Origin of the sequence: Thermosipho sp. 1244 (assembly GCF_018588215.1) — a bacterium.
In the GTDB taxonomy this organism is placed as follows: domain Bacteria; phylum Thermotogota; class Thermotogae; order Thermotogales; family Fervidobacteriaceae; genus Thermosipho; species Thermosipho affectus.
The window spans coordinates 90,772-111,039 of sequence record NZ_LNGA01000034.1 but is presented as its reverse complement, the minus strand read 5'-3'; the positions used below and the strand labels follow the sequence as shown (position 1 = coordinate 111,039).

The following is a 20,268-nucleotide window of genomic DNA, read 5'->3' as shown; positions in this document are numbered from 1 at the left end:
CCTCTTAGGAAACACCTTTTTTATTATTTTGTGTTATTTGTAATAGATATTTAATTTTATTGGTTAAAAACATAAGCGATGATTTTTTGTAGTACTTGGTAATGTTTAGTAATTTAAAGATTTAGTATGTGTTTTTTGAAAGATTATTATTTATTATTCTCACTTCTTTAATATGTATACTTACTGATATCCGTAAACACCATTGTATTTGAGATATGTCTTTTTAATTTTTTCTTTAAGTTCTTTGTCATTGCTTTTTTGTACTACGTTCAGTAATATGTGATTTTTGAAATAGATGATATTTTACATTTTTATTTATTAATCTGCAAACGAACTCTGCTTTGAGCAATTCCAAAGGGAAATTCAAATGATTTTTTCTTTTATTTTAGGAGAATACAAAAATTTTGTACTTTCTTTGCAAAAAAAAAACACCCCCTTGTCAGTTTTATTTTGCTGCTTTGGGGGTGCTTTTTTATTGTTTTTTGCTCCAGTGGGATATTGTTATGGTTTTATGTATTAATTGGTTATTGTTAAATATAAAGCTATACCAGCGACTGCGCCTGATAAGATCGATATGATTAACGCGATAGTTGAAGTTGAAGACGTAGAATTACTTGAATTTTTTATTTCGTTTATTTCCTGAGATAGTTCATCGATTTTGCTTTCGGTTGTAGATTTTAAGGTTGAGTAATTTTTATTTAAATTTTCAACAACTGTGGAAGTAGTTTCATAATTACTTACGATTTGATTTAATTTTTCAATCTTTTTATTAAACGTTTGTACTGTAATATCATAATCTGATTTGAATGTTTGAAAATCAACTTTTAACTGAGTAACATCACCAGAAATAGTAGAAATTCTTGTATCCAAGGCTTTGGTTTTAGCATTTAAATATTCTTCAAGGCTTGAATAGTTATTATTTAGAGTATCAATTGTTTTCTGCATATTGCTGTTTTCTGTCTTTATAGTAACTATATCACCATTTAATGCATCAAGTTTATTTTCAGTTTGCTTTTTAAAGTTATCAAACTCATATGATAATTTGTTAAACTTATCAAGGTCAACTTTTTGAGACAAGTATTTGTTTATATCTTCATTAAGCATTTTGCTTTCTAAAATAGTAATTTTGTTATTTAATTCGTCTACTTTATTCTTTAATGATGAGATATCGATTGATAAACTTTTTACATCATTTTTAGTATTAACTAATGACGTTTTAAGTTCGCTAACATCTGAAGATACAATCTGAACGGAATCTTTTAAAGAAGATAAATCTTCTATCTTGTTCATTGCTGTGCTTACAATATCAGAAAGTGTTAAAATCTGCTCTCGTAATTTACTTACATTTGATGTATTGGAAACAGCCTTGTCAATTTGAGATTGGATATAATTCATCATTCTATAAAGTGCAACAGCAACTTGATAACGCGTCATTCCTTGGTTCCCTTGGAAAGTTCCATCAGGCATTCCACTAACAATTCCTAATTTACTTAGTTCATTTACAGCATCATATGCCCAGTGATTTACTGGAACATCTTTAAAGGCCCCAAAATAAAATACAGACAATGCCAATATAAAAAATGAAACGAAAAGCTTTTTCATAAATTCACACCTCCTTAAATTATTTTCCTAAATTATTTCAACTAGTTTTTCTGGTATTTTATATGCGGGCAATACAAAGTCTGCGTATCCTTCTTCAACCACTGATTTTGGCATACCGTATACTACACAAGTTTCTTTTGATTCAGCAATAACAATTCCTTTGTAGTATTTCACTTTGAATGCACCTTTTGTACCATCTTTACCCATTCCAGTTAAAATAACAGATATTGTTTTTTCCTTGTATATTTCTGCAACCTTATCCAATGTAAAATCGACTGCAGGTCTAACGTTATTAATTTTCTCGCTTTTTTCAAGATAGACTATACTTTTTTTATCATGTAATCTTATTCCAAGGTGGTAATCGCCAGGAGCAACATACACCCACCCAGGTTTTAGTATGTCTCCCTCTTCAGCTTCTTTAACATTTAAATTTGAAATTTTATTCAATCTATTTGCAAGTGATTTTGTAAATCCGGCGGGCATATGTTGAACAAGAATTATTGGCGCAGGAAAATTTGAAGGTAGTGGTGGAATCACCTGGTCTAATGATTTTGGCCCACCAGTTGATGAACCAATAACAACGATTTTTCCGGAAACTAAAGATTTGACACTAAATGTTTTATGACTGTAAGTGATTTTTCGTGATAGAGCTTTAACGTCAATTTTCATGGCATTTCTTATTTTTTCAATTAGTTCCCCTGCTACTTTTCTAAAATTCATTGAAATACTTCCAGCAGGTTTTGTGACAAAATCAACCGCTCCAAGTTGAAGTGCAGTTATAGTTATATCAGCACCTTCTTCTGTAAGACTACTAACCATTATTATTCTTGAAGGAGAACGCTTCATAATTTCCTTTAATGCTTCAATTCCATTTAATTTAGGCATTTCAACGTCTAATGTAATGACGTCAGGTTTGTGTTTTATAGCAAGTTCTACTGCTTCAAGACCATCTTTGGCAATTCCAACGATTTTCATGTCTTTTTCTTTTTCAATAACATCTTTTAAAATCATTCTCATAAAAGCCGAATCATCAACTATTAATATCTTTATCTTTTTTTCTTCCATCTTATCACTCCTAAAACATATATAAATGGGAATAAGGAAACAAATCCAAAACCAAAAATTTTCGCAATAATTATATCCCAATTAAACAATAAATTCCCAATGATTGCAATACCGACAATTACAGAAAACATTGCAGCCCAAAGTACGATACCAGAACTGATATCTTTTATTATTTTAACAATAGGATGAAATTCTGGTATAAACAAGTCAAGCAAATTTTCGATTAAAGTGTTTATTAATTCAGAAATTATTACAAAAAATACAGCGAAAAAAATCCATATATAGTTATTTTTATCAATTGGCAAAAATAAAGTCAAAAATAGTATAACAAATCCTACAAAAAAATGGATTCTTAAATTCCTTTCTTGAGAAATAGCTGTTAATATACCTTCGATTGCATGTGAAAATGATTCTTTTAAATTATTCGAACCCAATTGTTCTTTTAACTTTTCTTTCGATTCTTGGTTTGTAGAATTTTTCTGTAAGTGTTGTGCCATATTTCACCGCCTCAATATTTTTTTCAACGTATTTTGGATTTATATTTTCTTTGATAGATTCAATTAAATAATCAATATTAACTATTGAAGTTGCTTTAGAAATAACTCCTAACATTATCATATTTGCAAACATTTCGCTTCCAAATTTTTCAAGTGCAATTTTTGAAGCAGGTATATTTATCTTTCTTTTGGTCATCCTAAATGATTCAAGTGGGAGTTCTTTGATATATGTATCATCAATAATAATTATACCATTATTTCTGACATTTTTACACTGTCCAATCATAAAAGGATGTAAAATTAACAATATATCGAAAAGAGTTGCTTTTGGAAAATCAATAGGTTTATTAGAAATTAGTAAATCACAATAACTTGGTCCACCTCTGACTTGTGCAGTATAATTTTGAGTTTGTACAACATACTTGCCAGATTTCACTAATGCCTTTGCTAGAGTTAAACCAGCGATTAGATTTCCCTGACCACCTATTCCTGCGATTCTAATTGAAAATGGTCTTTGGATTTCCATTTATTTACACCTCCGAATTTTTTGATATTGCAACAACTTTTTTATAATTTTCATAAAAGTCATGTTTTTCTTCTTTTTTGAAAACACCAATTATTATTTTGTCTTTTAGTAAATTCTTATCCATTTTTTCAGCTTTGGATTTTAAAATTGCATTTTCCTTCATGTAGTTGTGAATGTCCCAAGCATTTTTCATTCCGTTATATCTACCATAATAAGTGTGACAATTGGTTAAAACTTCTACAATACTCATTCCTTTGTGTGTAATAGCTTCTTTTATATATTTTACTGTTAATGGATAATGATAGACCGTACTTCTTGCAACATAAGTGGCACCAGCAGATAGCGCCAGATTCACAATATCAAAAGAGTTTTCAATATTACCATAAGGCATGGTACTAGTAATTTTTTCATGTGGAGTTGTTGGCGAGTGTTGTCCTCCTGTCATTCCGTATATCATGTTATTAAACACTATTACGGTTAAATCAATGTTTCTTCTACAAGCATGTATAAAATGGTTTCCACCAATAGCTGTTAAATCACCATCACCACCCATTACAATCACTTTGAAATCTGGTTTTGCAAGTTTTACCCCTGTTGCAAATGCTATGGCTCTTCCATGTAGTGTGTGCATTGTGTTAAAATCTAAATATCCAGTTGCTCTTGAAGAACAACCTATTCCAGAAATAACTGCTACTCTGTCTTTTTCTAAATTCAATTCATGAGTAGCTTGGATAAATGATTTCATTATTATTCCATTTCCACAACCTGGGCACCAAACGGTTGGCCATCTATCAATTCTTAAATATTTGATAAGTTCATCCCTCTTCATTTATTACACCTCCATATTTTTCAATTTTTATTTCTGATACTTTAAACAAAAAATCTGTTAATGGATCGGGATAGTCATTGATAAATATGACTTTTTTTATCCCAGCGTTTATTATAAGTCTTGCACAGACGGAGCAAGGTTTATGCGTAACGTAAATTATGGAATTATCAGTAGATATACCAAATTTTGCAGCTTGCATTAAAGCATTTTGTTCAGCATGAAGTGCATAACAAATTTCCTGGTTTTTTCCGGAGGAGATATTTAAATCATCTCTTATACAGTTAATTTCATTACAGTGGGGAAAACCAGAAGGAGGTTGATTATAACCAGTTGCAAGGATTCTTTTATCTTTTACAATTACCGCTCCAACTTTTCTATGGATACAAGACGAACGTGTGGATATTATAAGCGCTATTTTTAAAAAATACTCATCCCAACTTTTTTGTGGCGTACCTTTTGAAGATACATTTAGATTTTCCAAATATTTTTTTAGATCCATTTTTAAACTCCTTTGTTTTGGTGTCTATAAAAATTTTAATATATTTAATTTTAAAAGCAAGTCATAAATACTGCAAAAAGCTATTTTTATTTTAGACTAAGCGTAAAGAGTTGTTAGATTTTCATTTATATGTGATAAAATATAAAATGTTAAAAATTAAATAGGGAGGTATAGTATGATTGGTATGAAGAAAATTGAGTGGGTTTCAAATTATATGCCACTTTTAAATTATTTGCAGAAAAATTATAAAGGGGTTTTGGATGGGATAAAAATTACAATGGCGATACATTTGGAAGCTAAAACAGCTTATTTGGCAATTACTCTAAAAAAGTTGGGAGCAGAAGTTTTTGTTACTGGGTGTAATCCATTATCAACCCAAGATGATGTTGCAGAAGCTTTAAAGGATTTAGGGATAATTGTTCACGCAAAGAGAACAAACGATGAAAAAATTTATTATGAAAATCTTAATAAAGTACTTGACTACAATCCTGATCTAATTCTTGATGATGGGGCAGATTTGAGTGTTATTGTACATACTGAAAGAAAAGAATTATTAAAAAATCTTAAGGGAATTTCCGAAGAAACAACTACAGGTGTACGAAGAATTAAAAATTTGGAAAAGAATGGTATACTATCGGTTCCGGTAATTGCAGTTAACAATGCTCGTATGAAGTATTTATTTGATAATAGATATGGGACAGGTCAGTCGACATGGGATTCAATTATGAGAAACACAAATACACTAATTGCAGGTAAAAATGTTGTTGTTGCTGGGTATGGATGGTGTGGCCGTGGAATAGCAATGAGAGCCAAAGCATTAGGTGCAAATGTTATTATAACAGAAGTTGATCCAGTTAAAGCTTTAGAAGCACTAATGGATGGTTATAGAGTCATGAAAATGTCAGAAGCTTCAAAAATTGCAGATATAGTTGTTACTTCAACTGGAATGAAAGATGTGGTAAAATACGAAGATATTGTTAATATGAAAGATGGTGTTATACTAGCAAATGCAGGGCATTTTAATGTTGAAATTCCGGTTGATGAGCTTGAAAAAAACGCAGAATTTGTATTTGAAGCAAAACCAAATGTCAAAGGATATAAAATTAACGGAAAGAAGATTTTTCTAATTGGTGAAGGAAGATTGGTAAATTTGGCAGCAGCTGATGGTCATCCAATAGAAATAATGGACATATCTTTTGCCCTTCAAACTTTGTCGTTAATTTATTTAAAAAAGAATCATGATAAGTTGGAGAGCAAAGTATACGGTTATCCTGAGGAATTGGATATGGAAGTTGCTAATTTAAAGTTAAAATCTCTGGGAATAGAGATTGACGTTTTAAATGAAAACCAAAGGGAGTATATGAAAGGATTTTGAAAGCATGGAAAAAGTGTTAGTTTTAAATTCGGTTGAAGATAACTTACATTATGCGGTTATTGAAAATAATAGATTAGTTGAAATTGTGTCTGATGAAGAAGAAAAGCTTACTGGCAACATTTATCTTGGACGTGTAGAAAAGGTAGTAAATGCATTAGACGCAATATTCGTAAATATTGGAAATAAAAAAAATGGTTTTTTAAGATTGAAAGATATCCCAGAAGAATATTACAATTACTTCTCATTGAAAAAAATAGATAAAGGAACTAAACTATTAGTACAAGTAAAAAAAGATCCAGTTGGAGATAAAGGACCACAGTTAACTGCAAATATTAGTATTGCGGGAAGGTATATGGTTTTATTTCCTTTTTCTAAAGTTATAGGGGTATCAAAAAAAATCGAAGATGAAAATGAGAGGGCAAGATTGCATGATATTGCAAAACATATTTCTGAAAATGCTAATTTAGGTGTTATAATTAGAACTGCCGCAGAAGGATTGGATGAATCATATATTCAATCTGAAATGGATTTGCTGGCAAATAGAGTTTTTGAAGTTTTAGAGATATTTAAACGTAAAAGGAAAGCTCAAATTTTGTATAAAGAAGAAAATTTGCTCGATTATGTTTTAAGAGAAAAGTTAACAAAAGATGTAAAATTGATTATTACTAACAACTTAAAACATTTAGAAACAATAAAGAAATATTTAAAAATTTTCAGAAGAAGACCAAAAATTGAAATAATAGATGGTGATACTTTTGATTATATGAATATTTACAAATATTTTAAGGAACTGTTAAGCAGAAAGGTTTCGTTGCCTTCAGGTGGAGAAATAATAATTGATAAAACTGAGGCATTAACTATAATAGATGTCAATTCAAAGCATTTTGTAAAAGGAAAAAGTCAACAAGAAACTGCATTTCAAACAAACAAAGAGGCAGTTTCGGAAATTTTTAGGCAATTACGTTTAAGAAATATTGGTGGAATTGTTTTGATTGATTTTATTGATATGAATTCAAATGATATGAAAAACATGTTATTAGAACAGATAAACGAAGAAATAAAAAAAGATAAAAGTAAAATTGAAATATTTGGCTTTACAAAACTAGGGCTTTTGGAAATGTCAAGGAAAAGAACTGTAAGATCTTTTTTTGAGAATTATATTTCACCATGTCCTGTATGTGGTGGAGCTGGTTTTATTGTTTCTCCAAAGATGACAATTAAAAAGTTATATCAAAAAATAGAAGAGGCACCAAAGGAAGCAAAAGAAGTAATTATTAAGCTACATCCTTATTTTAAGAATCTTATTGAGAAGTCGAAGTTGAAAAAGGTAAAAGATTTAGTGTATCATATACATTTTACTTACCATGATCCAAAATCATTCGAAATAACGTGGAAAATTTAAAGGAGGGGAAATATGGAAAAGATAAAGTTGGAATTTTTGGATGATGGTAGAGTTGTAGAAGTTGAAAAAGGTGAAACTCTAAAAAAGTTTGTAGATAATTATTCAAAATATTATGATTCACCTATAATAGCGGCGAAGATAGATAATACAATTATTGAATTGTTTAGGCCTTTACATTATTCTGGGAAAGTTTCATTTTTAGATGTTAATTCTGTTGACGGATTTAGAATATATCAAAGAGGTTTGCTTTTTATATTAAAATCTGTTTTAAAAAAAATGTATCCGCAATACTTTTTAAAAGTTTCTCACAGTGTAGGTAAGTCTATTTATTGTGAATTAAAGGATGAAAATAACAGAGTAAAAGTTTTAGCTGATGATGAAATTTTAGCTGTGAAAGAAAAAATGCTTGAAATAATTGGAAAAGATGAAAGATTTTTGAAATTTGAGTTTATGAAAAGTGAAGCGTTAAAATTGTTTGAGAAGTTTGGATATCACGATAAAATAAATTTGTTGAGGTATCGTAAGAAAAAAACTGTGAAAGTTTATAAACTTGGAGATAGTTTTGATTATTTTTATGGGTATATGCCATATTCTACAGGGGTTTTAAAATATTTTGATTTGTTAAAGTATGAGAATGGTTTTGTGTTAGTCTTGCCTGCTTTTAAGAATGGAAAACCCGTACTGGAATTTAAGCCCCTTCCTAAATTAAGCCAAGTTTTCATTGAATATAAAAAATGGTTAGAGATAATGAATATTGATAGTGTGGGGGATTTAAATAACTTAATTGCAAAGGGTGAGAGAAGCGTTACTGATTTGATAATAATGTCAGAAGCACTTCATGAAAAAAAAATTGCGTTTATAGCAGAAGAAATAAAGAAAAAGAAGAATGTAAGGCTTATTTTGATTGCTGGGCCTTCATCTAGCGGAAAAACAACTTTTTCAAAAAGATTGATGGTGCAATTAAGGGCAAGTGGACTAAGACCTGTTACTATTTCCTTGGATGATTATTTTGTAGATAGGGAAAGAACTCCAGTTGATGAAAATGGAAAACCAGATTTTGAAGCTCTTGAGGCAATTGATATTGATTTGTTTAATAAAAATTTATTGGATTTGTTTGAGGGTAAAGAGGTTGAAATACCAAAATTTGATTTTAATTTGGGAAAAAGAAAAAAAGGTAAAATATTGAAAATTGAAAAAGATCAACCTATTATAGTAGAAGGTATACATGGGTTGAACCCAAGATTAACAGAACAAATACCCGAGGAGTTAAAGTATAAAATTTATGCTAGTGCATTGACACAGTTGAATTTGGATAATACGAATAGATTGCATACAACAGATACAAGACTTTTAAGAAGAATAGTTAGAGATAGTAAATTCAGGAGTCATGATGCTTTAGCAACATTGAAGATGTGGCCAAGCGTGAGAAGAGGAGAAGATAGAAATATCTTTCCCTACCAAGAAAATGCCGATATAATGTTTAACAGTGCGCTTGTATACGAGATTTCAGTATTAAAGATTTTTGCTGAGCAACTTTTAATAGTTGTTCCAGACAATGTTCCAGAGTATTCTGAAGTAACAAGGTTATTGAAAATTTTGGAATATTTCCTCCCAATTACAAATATTGAAGATATTCCTAGAACATCTTTAATAAGAGAATTTATCGGAAGGAGTGTTTTTAAATATTGAGAATACTTTCTATATTGCTTGTTTTTGTTGGTATAATTTCCTTTGCGTTTAATATAAGCTATGGTGGAAGATCTATAAAAATAGAAGAAATTGATTTTGATTCTACTTATGCCTTGTTAAACGATTATTCAAATTTTTTAAGGGTGGAATCTCCATCTACAGGGGCCATTTCTTCGTTTAAATATATTGAATGGAAGGGAAAATTCGTTTCTTTTTCAAGAAATGTATTAGTTTTAGATGAAAAACCAGTAGAAGAGGTTTCAATTGAAGATATATTTAAGTTTTTTGATATACCTTTTAGAAAAGATGAAAAAAGTTATCGTTTACCGGATATGATAATATCTAAAATTGTTGATTTTGGAAGCTATATACAGTTTGATTATAATGGAGAATATAAGTTAGAGATCTCGAAGAATGAAGATTTATTGGAAATTTACTCACAAGGGTTAATTTACTATGATGATGCATTATTTGAAAAAGGAGCTATAATTTTCTCAAAAAAGATAGATTCAAACTTTGAAATGGAGATTAACAAGCTCCCGGGAAGAGTAATTATTCAGTTTTTTAGAGAATACAATATTGACAATTTAATAGTTAAAGTTTTTGGAGAAAAGATAGATTCATATGATTCAAAGAGTTTTGCGTTGATGTTTAAAAATTCTAATTTAAATATAATTTTTGTTCCAAACTATTCTCCAGATTTTGATGGTAAAGATTGGAAAATATTTTCTATATCAGAAAAAATAGGAAAAGTGACTTCAAAAAGATTTAAACTTAAGATATACTATTTACCTTTTGTACAATTACCAAAGGATTTGCCTGGAATAATAATATTTGCACCCAAAGAAACGTGGAATGATATAAAAAAGTTCGTTGAGGAGGAAATTATGTGAAAAAATTGATTTTATTGTTTTTGTTTTTTTCATTGTTTTTATTTTCTTCTGAGATTGCTTTTGTGAAAAATGATGATATAATTTTCCTAGAGGTTGGGAAAATTAATTCTGTACAGGAAATTTTTGAGAAACTTTCTACATACAAACTTAGTGATGGTATTAAAACATTTGTACCAAAAGATATTTTGAATGCATATTATTTTGTAGATACGGCATTGATTATAGATTTGTCCTCTAAGAGTATACAAAACTATTCAATTGATAGAGAAGTAATGTTAGTTTTACAGATTTTATATTCATTATTTGAGAACATAAATGGTATAGATAGAATTTATATTTTGGTTGATGGAGAACAAACGGATATTTTTATTAAGAGTGTTAATGTTTATTTTTCTTTTCCAAAGGAACTATACGTTAAAAAGGGGGAATAGGTATGGCAGAGAAATTTAATTTACAGGATAGGTTTTTGAATATTTTAAGAACTAGCAAAATTCCTGTAAAAGTTTATTTAGTAAACGGTTTTCAAACTAAAGGTATTATAAGATCATTTGATAATTTTACCATGCTTTTGGAAAATGGTAGTCAGCAAAATTTAATTTACAAACATGCTGTAAGTACTATTATGCCTGAGGCGTTTGTTAGATTAACAAGTAAACAGTCGCAAGATGAAAGTGAAAATAATGAAAAGGAAAGTAATGGAGAAGAATAATGTTATTATAGCTGGTATTTATAGTAAATTTATTGACGAATCGTTTTATGAATTAGAATCATTGTGTAAAACTTTAAGTTGGAACGTAATAGATAGGGTGTTTCAAAAGAGAAAAAAACCAGATGCAAGGTTTTATTTTGGTAGGGGTTTTTTGGAAAAATTTAATTTGTTATTTGAAAGTGGGAATATAGATTATTTAATTATAAATGATGATTTAACTATTATTCAAAGAAGAAACATCGAAAGGACAATTGAAAACAAGGTTTATGATAGAACGGAACTAATATTGGAAATATTTGCAAAACACGCTAAAACAAAGGAAGGAAAATTACAAGTTGAAATTGCCAGGTTGAAATATCTTATGTCGTATTTAGTTGGAAAAGGAAAGGAACTTTCAAGACTTGGTGGTGGTATTGGAACAAGGGGACCTGGTGAGACAAAGTTGGAGTATACAAAAAGGTACTTAAAGAAGAGAGTTTCTTTTTTGGAGAAGGAATTGTATGAAATAAGAAAAAATAGAGATGTTCAAAGAAAAAAAAGAATAAAGTCAAACTTAATTAAGATTTCAATTGTTGGGTATACGAATGCTGGAAAAACTACTTTGCTTTCTGCTTTATCAAAGGAATCACTTTACTCTAAAAATGAGATGTTTTCAACGGTGTCTCCTATCACAAGAAGGGTAAGGCTACCATCTGGGGCTTATGTGTTATTTTCAGATACCGTGGGATTTATAAAGAAATTGCATCCATTAATTGTTGAAGCATTCCATTCAACTTTAGAGGAGATTGTTTATTCGGATTTAATTTTAATTCTTGTTGATGCATCAGATGTTAACTTTAAAGATAAAATAAAGGTGATTTTTGAAACATTAGAAGAGCTCGGAATAAAAGATAAGAAAATGATTCTTGTATTTAATAAAATTGATCTTTGTAATTTGGATTATTTGAAAAAATTAAAGGCTGAATATAAAAAAGCTATATTTATATCAGCTAGAAAAAAGATAAATTTGGATTTGTTATTGTATGAGATTGATAGAATAAATTTTAAGGAGGTTTGACAATAGATATGAGAAAAATTTTATTTTTACTAATAGTTTTTATTTCTGTACTATCTTTTTCGGGATTTATTCCACCAGTTGATGATAGTTACTTAACTTCTTCATTTGCAGAGTTTAGAAGTACTGGGAATTCTCCTCATTTTCACGGAGGAATTGATTTTAGTACATTTTCTAAAGAAGGAATTCCCATTAGAGCAATTTATGAAGGTTATGTAGTTCGGTTAGAGTTAAACGATCCAATTTATGGTAACATTATTGTTTTGCAACATCCCAATGGTTATCGCTCACTGTATGCCCATTTGAGGAGCTTTAATTATGTATTACAACCAATTGTAGATGACGTGGTTAAGGAGTTTCAAAATGAAAAAGTGGTTATAGAATTTTCCAATAATGAAATTAGTTTTTCTAAAGGAGATGTTATTGCTTATTCAGGAAAAACAGGAGAAGCAGTCAAACCCCATTGTCATATTGAGATAAGGAACCATGATGAATCTATTTTAGTGGATCCTTTGGAGTTTTTTGAAATCGCTCCACCTGAAGGTGATATTATCTTGAAAGAATTGATTATAGATGGTAAGAAAGTAGAATATAACAGAGGTTCTGTTTATACTTTTACAGGAGATTATCCAAAAATCGAAATGAATGCTTTTCTAAAAATTAACAATAATATGCTTGGTCTTAAAGAAATAAAGCTTTACTTTGCAAACAAATTAATGTATGATATATTACTTGATGAGATACCTATGGAAGAATTTTATAAACCATATTCAGTGTACTCAAAAGATTCAATTGCAGCAGGTTATATATATAAGACGTATTATAGGTTATACCCTGAAGTTTTGGGGACACCTATAAAAATCAATAATTTTCCAACTTTGAATACAAATTTAGACTTTTTTCAGGTGAGAATTGAGGTTTTTGATTTTTGGAATAGAAAGAAAGAATTTAGTTTTAATCTGAAACGGGAGAGATAGGCATGTTTTTTAAAAGAAAGAAGAATTTATCAAAAAATCCGTTTTACAAAGATAAAGATTCATTGGTTATATATATAAAATGTGATAAATGTGGAGAGATGTTTAGAAGTCATTTGAGAAAAGGATACGATTTTTTGGTAGAGTATGATAATAAAAATATAGCGTATAAAATAGAAAAGGTATATGTTGGTTCAAAATGCCCTAACAAGATTGAAGTAAGAGCACAATTTACTGGTTCATATAAACCAGTAAGTTTTGATATATTTGGAGGAAAGTTTATCTCCAAAGAAGAATATGAGAAGGAGGTTGAGCGATGAGAAAACTTTTTACGAGTGAAAGTGTTACAGAAGGTCATCCAGATAAGGTAGCAGATCAAATCAGTGATGCTATCTTGGACGCGATGTTAGAACAAGACCCAAAGTCAAGAGTTGCAGTGGAAACGTTAGTTACAACAGGTATTGCTATTGTTTCGGGTGAGGTAACTACCAGAGCATACGTGGATATTCAAGATATAGTAAGAAAGACTATTTTGGATATTGGTTATACAAGAGCTAAATATGGATTTGATGGTGAGACTTGTGCTGTACTTTCGTCTATTCATAGCCAATCACCGGATATAGCTCTTGGTGTTGATAAAGCACTTGAGGTCAAAGAAGGAGAACTAAATGCAGCTGATGAACTTGAATTAGTTGGTGCTGGTGACCAAGGTATGATGTTTGGTTATGCAACTAATGAAACGAAAGAATTAATGCCTTTACCAATAATGTTAGCTCACAAACTTGCAATTAGACTTTCAGAAGTCAGAAAAAATGGTATAGTTCCGTTTTTAAGGCCTGATGGTAAGACACAGGTAACTGTTGAATATGATGAGAATGATAGACCTGTTAGAGTTGATACAATTTTAATTTCAACGCAACATGAACCAGATGTTACTATTGAAGAAATCAAAGATGCTCTTATTAAGCATGTTATTGAGCCAATTATTCCCGAAAATTTAATGGATGATAAAGTGAAGATTCTTGTAAACCCAACTGGAAGATTTGTATTAGGAGGACCATCTGCAGATACCGGTTTAACTGGCAGAAAAATTATAGTTGATACATATGGTGGTTCTATTCCTCATGGTGGAGGAGCATTTAGTGGAAAGGATCCTACAAAAGTAGATAGATCTGCGCATTATTTCGCAAGGTATGTTGCAAAGAATGTTGTTGCGGCTGGTTTGGCAGACAAATTTATGGTTCAAGTTGCATATGCAATAGGAAAAGCAAAACCCGTTTCAGTAATGATAAACACATTTGGTACGGCTAAGATTGAGGAAGATAAAATTTTAAAGGCAGTTCTTGAATTATTTGACTTTAGACCAGGTGCAATTATTAAAAAACTAGACCTTTTAAGACCGATTTACAAGAAAACTGCTGCATACGGTCATTTTGGAAGAGAACTTGAAGAATTTACTTGGGAAAAATTAGATATGGTTGATGAATTAAAAAAAATATTATAATAGGAGGTAGAGATAATGCCTAACATAAAGTCTGCAAAGAGAAGAGTTAAAGTTTCAGAAAGAAATAGATTGATAAACAAAGCATATAAAACAAGAATGAAAAACTCTATTAAAAAAGTTTTGGAAGCATTAAATGAAGGTAAAGATAGAGATGAAGTAGAAAAATTATATAAAGTTGCCCAAGGTTTTATAGATAAAGCTGCAAAAATTGGTGCAATACATAAGAATGAAGCGTCGAGAAGAAAATCAAGATTGATGAAAAAGATTAATAAGCATTTTGCTAGTAAAGAATAATGGAGGTGTGTTATGCCATTTCATTATACTATAGAGATGTTCTTAAGTGATATAAAAGCAAATACGATAATGAAAAACAAAGAAATAGAAGAACTTGCCCGGAAAAATCAGACAGAAATAAGGTACAAAGATGGTAAATTAATATTAACTTGTGCAGAAAATCATGATATTGATGAAGAATTAGTAAAAAAAATATTAGGTGCTGTTAGCGGAACAGTTAATGCAAAGGCTTATTTAATTGATGGAAAAAGTAAAGTGGAGATTTTCAACGGTAAGCTAGATCCAAAGAACCCATTTGGAATGTCAGATGAGGAGTTTGAAGAAAGAACGATAGATAGTTTAGAAGAAGAAGACGATGGAATACCAATAGATGAAGATTTGGAAGATTTTTTGAATTATGATGAAGAAGAATAAAAAAGTTCCCCATCCAACATGGATGGGGAATTTTTAAATTAGGTTCTTAATTGTTTCTTTAATTTTTTGGCTGTCAAGTCCATAAATATCAAATAGGTATTTGCTATTACCGGAAACTGGGAATCTATCGATTCCAACTTTTACAAATTTTTCGGGGATAATCTTTAGATTAAATAATTTTGACTCCAATAAAGTACCAAGACCGTTATATATATTATGATCTTCAAAAACAACAACTTTGTTTCTTGTATATCTTGAAAGTATTTCTTCATCAAGGTCATATGGGCATGAAACGTTTAGAAGTCCAACTTTTATTCCTTCTTTTTCTAATTCATCTACAGCTTTTAGAGCATGTGGTAATACTGATCCATATGTTATAACAACAATTTCTTCGCCATCTCTTATCACATCGATTTTCCCGTATTTAAATTCATAGTTTTCATCATAGAAAATAGAGCCGTCTGATTTTGTAATAGGTTCAATTTTGCTTCTTCCCATTGCCACAACATAGTTACCATATTGGGTAGCGATATACCTAATCACCTTGTCTGTTTGATTTGGGTCTGCAGGAACGATTACTTTAAAACCAAACCATGATAGTGGAGCAGAAATGTAATTTAGTGCGTGGTGGGTTTTTCCATCTTCTCCAACATCAATGCCACAGTGAGTTACCACAACTTTTAAATTTGTATTATTTATCGCGTTTAATCTGTGTTGATTAAAGGTTTCATCAATACCAAACACTCCGAAATCGGCAAAGAATGTTACGAATCCTTCTGCACTTAATGCCCCAGCAATTGCAGCAGCGTTATGTTCTTGAACGCCAATTTCGATTAGACTTTCCGGTTTGACTTGATCAAGTTTATCAAGTTTTACGGATGATTTTAGATCACAATCAATTGCAATTACATTATTGTTTAAAATGGCAAGATCGGCAATTGCATTACCTAGGGCTGTTCTGTTATCGATTTTTTCTTTGTATATTATTGGTTTTCCAGTGTTTATTGAAATTGGGTATTTTAAATAAATTTTTTTGTGTTCAGAAATATCTATTTCTTTTCTCATTTCAATGTATTTGTTGATATCAATAGATATTCCTAATTCTTTTAATGCTTTTTTATATTCATCGAGTGAAAGTGGTTTTCCATGATATTTGGGAGTATCTTCCATGAAGCTGACACCTTTACCGATGATAGTGTGTGCAATGATAACAGTTGGATTTTTATCATTTTTGGCTATTTTTAGTGCAGATAAAATCTGCTCAAAATCATGACCATCGATTTCTATAACATTCCATCCAGCAGCTTCATATTCTTCTTTAATATTTACGTACATAATATCTCTTGCTCTACCACTAATTTGTATATCGTTGTAATCAATAATAACTGTTAAATTATCAAGATTATATTTTTTTGCGGTTCTTCTTGCTTCAGTAACTTGTCCTTTTGCACTTTCGCCATCACTCATTAATACATAAACGTGATGTTGTTGTTTTTTTAATTTTGCTGCAAGTGCCATTCCAACTCCAGCGGATAAACCTTGGCCGAGATTTCCAGTAGTCCATTCAACACCAGGAATCCCGCGTGTAATGTGACCTTCAAATATACTTCCAGGATGTCTAAATCCTGATAACACATCATCTCTGCTTATAAAACCATATGCCGACAAAGTACTATAAACTGCTGGTGAAATATGTCCGTGACTTACTAATATCCTGTCACGATTTTCATTCCAAGGGTCATTTGGGAAGATATTTGCAAAAGAATATAAAGTTACTAAAAGGTCAATTGATGACATCGAACCACCTGGATGTCCAGAACCTGCAACGGTTGTCATGGTTAAAATATCTGCTCTACATTGTTTTGAGATGTTTTTTAATTTTTCAACCAAAATAGGCCACCTCCTTGAATTTTGAACTTTTTCATATTAATTATATCATATAGCATAAGTTTATTAATTAGACAAATTTTGAGTAAAAAAATTTTATAAAAATTTACATATGATATAATACTTAAAGAGGTGAGATTATGGATGTAGTAAAAAAGATCTATAATTCAACTGTTGTTGTTACAATGAGGTTGAATGACAAGATTAATGGTATTAGTGTTGCGTGGATAACTAGAGTTTCAATTAATCCAAAGTTAATTGCAATTTCTATTGGTAAAGAAAGGTTTAGTTATCTTTTGCTAAAAAGTTCCAGTTTTTTTGGTGTAAATATATTGAGTAAATTTCAAAAAGATTTAGCAATTCATTTTGGAAGTGTAAGTGGGAGAGATTATGACAAATTTGAAGGAATTGATTATGAATTAAGTAAAAATGGTATTCCAATCTTAAAGGGAATCGTGGGTTATATTGAATGTGAAATAGTTCGTATTTATGATGCAGGAGATCACTCTATTTTTGTAGGAAAGGTAATTGATGAGAAATTATATAATGATGTGGAACCATTATTGTATGGTGAACATAAAATATTGGAGGGATTTTAGTGTTTGAACATTATTATACAGAAAAGCCAACAAGTAAATTGAAAGTCAGAGAAATAGTTTTCACATTAAAAAATGGACATATCTATAAATTTAAATCTCCTAGTGGAGTTTATTCTTTTGGTAAAATTGATAAGGCTACAAAAATCTTGATTGAGAATGTGAATATAGGTAGTGGAAAGGTTTTAGATTTAGGTTGTGGTTATGGAGTTATAGGTATTACTCTAAAAAAGGAAAATCCAAATATTGATTTATATATGAGTGATATAAATGAACGAGCCGTTGAATTTGCAAAAATTAACGCTAAAAATAACAATGTGAATGCGGTTGTGAAGCAAGGTTATTTGTTTGAGGTGTGGCAGGGTGAAAAATTCGATCATATAATATCGAACCCGCCTATTGTTGCAGGAAAGAAAGTTTGGATGGAATTAATTGAAAAGTCCAAAGAACATTTAAATTTAAATGGTACTTTACAATTAGTCGCGTACCATAATAAAGGTGGAAAAAGAATAAGAGAATATATGAGGAATATTTTTGGTAATGTTAAAGAATTATGTAAAGAGGGAGGTATTAGAGTTTATTATTCAGAAAAATATGAGAATGATTTTTGAAAAAGTCGAATATATTTACAATCAAAATACGCCCTTTGAGAAACATGTGTTAAAAGGTATAAATTTTAGAATTAATGATGGAGAAACTGTTTTTATTCTTGGGAATACTGGAAGTGGTAAAACCACACTTTTATATTTATTAGATTTTTTAATTAAGCCTACTAGTGGTAAAATTTGGGTAGATGATTTTAGGGATCCTTATGAAAATCCATATGAATATAGAAAGAAGATAGGTTTTTCATTTCAATTTCCAGAAAGGCAATTTTTTTCTGAAAAAGTTAGAGATGAGATATATTTTTCAATCAAAAATTTTGAGGTGGAGAATCCAAAAATGCGATTTAAAGAAGTTGTAAATTTTTTTGATTTGAATGAGTATTTGGATAGATCTCCATTCCAGTTATCAGGTGGAGAACAAAGAAGAATAGCCATAGCCTCTGCCGTTGCTCATAATCCAGATATTCTAATTTTAGATGAGCCGACAGTTGGACTAGATAGGAAAAATGAAAAAAAAATAATTCAATATTTAAAAAAGTGGAATGCTGATGCTAGAAAGACTTTGATTATTGTTACACATGATTTTGAGAAATTTGTTGATTTTAAGGGAATAGTATATGAGTTAAATGAGGGGATATTAAGAAAGAGAGGGGTTAAGCATTGAAATTTGTATATCTTGCGTATAACAAAGATATGAAGAAGGTTAAAGGAGAGATTGAAGCTTCTAGTTTGCAGGAAGCATTGGGAAGGCTAAAATCAAATGGGTTGATGATAGTAGATATCAAGGAGTCGAAAAAGAGAAAAGGATTAAAGAATATATTTGGGATTCCACTAAAAGATATAGTCTTTTTTACAAGGCAATTAGAAACTATGATAAAAGCAGGACTAAGATTGAGAGAAGCAATTTATATACTATCAAACCAAGAAATTTTTTCTAAAAGATTTAGAAATGTTCTTGTTAACGTAGTAAATGAATTAGACGTTGGGACATCATTAACAGAGGCGTTTAAAAAACAAGGGGTTTTTGATGAAGTGTTTATTAATATGTTAAAGGCAGGAGAAGAAGGAGGAGTACTTGAAGAAACTTTAGAGAAATTATCTAATTATTATGAAAATTTAAACAGGACTCAACAACAAGTAAAAACGGCAATGGTTTATCCAATTTTTATACTGAGTTTTGCTATAGTAGTGGTTTTGGTAATTAGTTTATTTATTTTACCAAAATTGTTTTCGGTTTTTGGTAACATTCCAACTTCTGGTTTAATTTCAACGCTTGTTAAGTTGAATAAATTATTAACTGAAAACGGATTTTTGGTTGGTTTCTTTTCAGTGTTGATATTTATTGGCATTTACGTGTTTTTCAAGACAGAATATGGAAAAATATTTAAGGAGTTTTTAGGAAATTTGTTTCCACCGATTAGAAAACTTAGGGAAAAGATTACGTATGAAAGATTTTCCAGAACCTTTGGGGTATTAGTTGGAAGCGGTGTTTCAATAATTGATTCGTTAGAAATGGCGGCAAAAGCATCTAATAACAGAAAATTTATTTCTAAAATAAAAAGTGTAGAAGAAAAGGTAAAAAGTGGTAGTTCATTAAAGCAGGCTCTAAAATCTGAAAAAGTGTTCCCACAAATAATTTATGAAATGATAGGTACAGGTGAAGAAACAGGTAAACTTGAAGTTGTTATGGAAAAAGTTGCAGATTTTTTTGATGATCAAATACAACAAGATACTAAGAAACTTTTGTCTATGTTAGAACCTTTGATGATAGCCTTTGTGGGATTATTCATTGCTTTTTTAGCGTATACAATGTATTCGACTATTTTTCAAATGCAATCAACTTTTGGAGGATAA

At 30.1% G+C, this 20,268-nt stretch carries 23 protein-coding genes; 16 read left to right on the top strand and 7 right to left on the bottom strand.

Annotated elements, in window-relative coordinates:
* Nucleotides 1-516: 516 nt before the first annotated feature.
* The 6 genes from AS157_RS09380 to AS157_RS09355 are packed head-to-tail and all read right to left on the bottom strand — an operon-like array spanning nt 517 to nt 5,018.
* On the bottom strand, nt 517-1,602 hold the full coding sequence (locus AS157_RS09380; RefSeq protein ID WP_077288531.1) for an S-layer homology domain-containing protein: 1,086 nt from the start codon (nt 1,600-1,602) through the stop codon (nt 517-519).
* 27 nt (nt 1,603-1,629) lie between these two features.
* Nucleotides 1,630-2,667, bottom strand: coding sequence for a protein-glutamate methylesterase/protein-glutamine glutaminase (locus tag AS157_RS09375; RefSeq protein ID WP_077288530.1), 1,038 nt, complete (start codon nt 2,665-2,667; stop codon nt 1,630-1,632).
* On the bottom strand, nt 2,649-3,164 hold the full coding sequence (locus AS157_RS09370; RefSeq protein WP_077288529.1) for a diacylglycerol kinase family protein: 516 nt from the start codon (nt 3,162-3,164) through the stop codon (nt 2,649-2,651). The genes AS157_RS09375 and AS157_RS09370 overlap by 19 nt, the downstream gene beginning before the upstream one ends.
* Nucleotides 3,088-3,690 (bottom strand): 2-oxoacid:ferredoxin oxidoreductase subunit gamma family protein, encoded by a 603-nt coding sequence (locus AS157_RS09365; protein WP_077288528.1) that lies wholly within the window; start codon nt 3,688-3,690, stop codon nt 3,088-3,090. Before AS157_RS09365 ends, AS157_RS09370 begins: the two co-directional genes overlap by 77 nt.
* Nucleotides 3,691-3,694: 4 nt before the next feature.
* The gene (locus AS157_RS09360) at nt 3,695-4,519 is read right to left on the bottom strand and encodes a 2-oxoacid:ferredoxin oxidoreductase subunit beta (protein ID WP_077288527.1); all 825 of its coding nucleotides are present in this window, start codon (nt 4,517-4,519) and stop codon (nt 3,695-3,697) included.
* Nucleotides 4,506-5,018, bottom strand: a complete 513-nt coding sequence (locus AS157_RS09355; RefSeq protein WP_075665091.1) for a deoxycytidylate deaminase — start codon at nt 5,016-5,018, stop codon at nt 4,506-4,508. The genes AS157_RS09360 and AS157_RS09355 overlap by 14 nt, the downstream gene beginning before the upstream one ends.
* A 175-nt stretch (nt 5,019-5,193) precedes the next feature.
* Between AS157_RS09355 and AS157_RS09350 the strand changes: the two genes are divergently transcribed.
* The 12 genes from AS157_RS09350 to AS157_RS09295 are packed head-to-tail and all read left to right on the top strand — an operon-like array spanning nt 5,194 to nt 15,326.
* Nucleotides 5,194-6,393, top strand: a complete 1,200-nt coding sequence (locus tag AS157_RS09350) for an adenosylhomocysteinase (RefSeq protein ID WP_077288526.1) — start codon at nt 5,194-5,196, stop codon at nt 6,391-6,393.
* A 4-nt stretch (nt 6,394-6,397) separates the two neighbouring features.
* Entirely contained in the window at nt 6,398-7,795 is a 1,398-nt protein-coding gene (locus AS157_RS09345) for an Rne/Rng family ribonuclease (protein WP_077288525.1), read from the top strand.
* A 12-nt stretch (nt 7,796-7,807) separates the two neighbouring features.
* On the top strand, nt 7,808-9,484 hold the full coding sequence (locus tag AS157_RS09340) for a nucleoside kinase (protein WP_077288524.1): 1,677 nt from the start codon (nt 7,808-7,810) through the stop codon (nt 9,482-9,484).
* Nucleotides 9,481-10,377: a DUF4941 domain-containing protein gene (locus AS157_RS09335; protein WP_231450242.1), complete on the top strand. Its 897-nt coding sequence runs from the start codon at nt 9,481-9,483 to the stop codon at nt 10,375-10,377. Before AS157_RS09340 ends, AS157_RS09335 begins: the two co-directional genes overlap by 4 nt.
* The gene (locus AS157_RS09330) at nt 10,374-10,808 is read left to right on the top strand and encodes a GerMN domain-containing protein (RefSeq protein ID WP_077288522.1); all 435 of its coding nucleotides are present in this window, start codon (nt 10,374-10,376) and stop codon (nt 10,806-10,808) included. The genes AS157_RS09335 and AS157_RS09330 overlap by 4 nt, the downstream gene beginning before the upstream one ends.
* 2 nt (nt 10,809-10,810) lie before the next feature.
* Nucleotides 10,811-11,086, top strand: coding sequence for an RNA chaperone Hfq (gene hfq, locus AS157_RS09325; protein ID WP_075665086.1), 276 nt, complete (start codon nt 10,811-10,813; stop codon nt 11,084-11,086).
* Nucleotides 11,058-12,143, top strand: coding sequence for a GTPase HflX (gene hflX, locus AS157_RS09320; protein WP_231450240.1), 1,086 nt, complete (start codon nt 11,058-11,060; stop codon nt 12,141-12,143). Before hfq ends, hflX begins: the two co-directional genes overlap by 29 nt.
* A gap of 8 nt (nt 12,144-12,151) precedes the next feature.
* Complete coding sequence (locus tag AS157_RS09315; RefSeq protein ID WP_077288533.1) at nt 12,152-13,117, top strand: M23 family metallopeptidase; 966 nt, start codon at nt 12,152-12,154, stop codon at nt 13,115-13,117.
* 2 nt (nt 13,118-13,119) lie between these two features.
* The gene (locus tag AS157_RS09310) at nt 13,120-13,434 is read left to right on the top strand and encodes a hypothetical protein (protein ID WP_077288521.1); all 315 of its coding nucleotides are present in this window, start codon (nt 13,120-13,122) and stop codon (nt 13,432-13,434) included.
* Entirely contained in the window at nt 13,431-14,618 is a 1,188-nt protein-coding gene (gene metK / locus AS157_RS09305; RefSeq protein ID WP_077288520.1) for a methionine adenosyltransferase, read from the top strand. The genes AS157_RS09310 and metK overlap by 4 nt, the downstream gene beginning before the upstream one ends.
* Before the next feature lie 15 nt (nt 14,619-14,633).
* Nucleotides 14,634-14,912, top strand: coding sequence for a 30S ribosomal protein S20 (gene rpsT, locus AS157_RS09300; RefSeq protein ID WP_075665083.1), 279 nt, complete (start codon nt 14,634-14,636; stop codon nt 14,910-14,912).
* 12 nt (nt 14,913-14,924) lie between these two features.
* Complete coding sequence (locus AS157_RS09295) at nt 14,925-15,326, top strand: hypothetical protein (RefSeq protein WP_077288519.1); 402 nt, start codon at nt 14,925-14,927, stop codon at nt 15,324-15,326.
* A gap of 33 nt (nt 15,327-15,359) precedes the next feature.
* Here AS157_RS09295 and AS157_RS09290 read toward each other — a convergent pair whose 3' ends face one another.
* Complete coding sequence (locus AS157_RS09290) at nt 15,360-17,216, bottom strand: transketolase (protein WP_077288518.1); 1,857 nt, start codon at nt 17,214-17,216, stop codon at nt 15,360-15,362.
* 137 nt (nt 17,217-17,353) lie between these two features.
* On the opposite strand from AS157_RS09290, the gene AS157_RS09285 reads away from it, so the two are divergent.
* Genes AS157_RS09285 through AS157_RS09270 form a run of 4 tightly spaced genes read left to right on the top strand, consistent with a single transcriptional unit; the run spans nt 17,354 to nt 20,268 of the window.
* Nucleotides 17,354-17,812, top strand: a complete 459-nt coding sequence (locus AS157_RS09285) for a flavin reductase family protein (protein WP_077288517.1) — start codon at nt 17,354-17,356, stop codon at nt 17,810-17,812.
* Nucleotides 17,812-18,420 carry a class I SAM-dependent methyltransferase gene (locus AS157_RS09280; RefSeq protein WP_077288516.1) on the top strand — a complete coding sequence of 203 codons (609 nt, stop codon included), beginning with the start codon at nt 17,812-17,814 and terminating at the stop codon, nt 18,418-18,420. The genes AS157_RS09285 and AS157_RS09280 overlap by 1 nt, the downstream gene beginning before the upstream one ends.
* The gene (locus AS157_RS09275; RefSeq protein WP_231450243.1) at nt 18,350-19,078 is read left to right on the top strand and encodes an ATP-binding cassette domain-containing protein; all 729 of its coding nucleotides are present in this window, start codon (nt 18,350-18,352) and stop codon (nt 19,076-19,078) included. The genes AS157_RS09280 and AS157_RS09275 overlap by 71 nt, the downstream gene beginning before the upstream one ends.
* A complete protein-coding gene (locus tag AS157_RS09270) occupies nt 19,075-20,268 on the top strand; it encodes a type II secretion system F family protein (RefSeq protein WP_143608941.1) in 1,194 nt (397 codons plus the stop codon). Before AS157_RS09275 ends, AS157_RS09270 begins: the two co-directional genes overlap by 4 nt.